Raw genomic sequence first — 777 nt, 5'->3', positions numbered from 1 at the left:
AAAATAGAATATAATAACCAAATTGAAACACTAAAAAAAGTCATAAAACCCAATATTGAACCGAATAAATTTAAATATTTATTACTTAAATCAATTCCCAAAGAATGTCCGCAACATTGACAATATTCGTGATATTCTTTTTCACATTTTTGTTTGTTAGCCATTTTTTAAAACTCCTTAATTTGATTGATATTTTTTTAAAAAGGTAATTATTGGTCTTTTTCTTTATTATTATTTAAGAAAACAAGTTTAGAAACAATCACTTTCGTGCTGTTTTTTTCTTTTCCATTTTGGTCGTTATATTTTTGAATAGATAACGAACCTGCAACATAAAGGCGGTCTCCTTTTACTAAATAGGTAAAGAGATTATCCGCTTGTTGTCGAAAAACGACACAATTAACAAATAATGTTTTATTTTTGTCTTTATCTTTATGTGAATTAACCGCGATTTGAAAATTAACAACTGTTGTTTCCTCGTTATTGATTTTGACATATTCCTTTTTTAAATCATGGGTAAGATGACCCATTAAACGTATTTCATTTATCATTTTTTTCTTTTCCTTTATAGATTATTTGATTAACTTTTACATCATCTGAGATTAAATTATAAGGTGATTTATAAAGAGGTTCTTTATTAAATTCTTTAGGTGTATCATTTTCTTTTTCATTAGGTTCGACATCTAAAAAATCTAATTTACCGTTTTCTTGGACCTCACGCATCATACGCTGAACATCTTGGCGATAAATTCCCATGTAATTCGCCATTTGGCACATGTG

At 27.3% G+C, this 777-nt stretch carries 1 protein-coding gene and 1 pseudogene; both read right to left on the bottom strand.

The features are described from left to right. Window positions 1-209: 209 nt before the first annotated feature. Entirely contained in the window at window positions 210-548 is a 339-nt protein-coding gene (locus C6B38_RS05910; RefSeq protein ID WP_105298979.1) for a single-stranded DNA-binding protein, read from the bottom strand. Next, window positions 478-777, bottom strand: a pseudogene (locus C6B38_RS05905) (hypothetical protein); the annotation flags it as partial. The pseudogene C6B38_RS05905 and the gene C6B38_RS05910, both read right to left, overlap by 71 nt.

Origin of the sequence: Spiroplasma sp. ChiS, assembly GCF_002968355.1 — a bacterium.
Classification (GTDB): domain Bacteria; phylum Bacillota_I; class Bacilli_A; order Mycoplasmatales; family Mycoplasmataceae; genus Spiroplasma; species Spiroplasma citri.
Note: the sequence above shows the minus strand (reverse complement) of the source record. Positions and strands in the feature narration are given on the sequence as shown.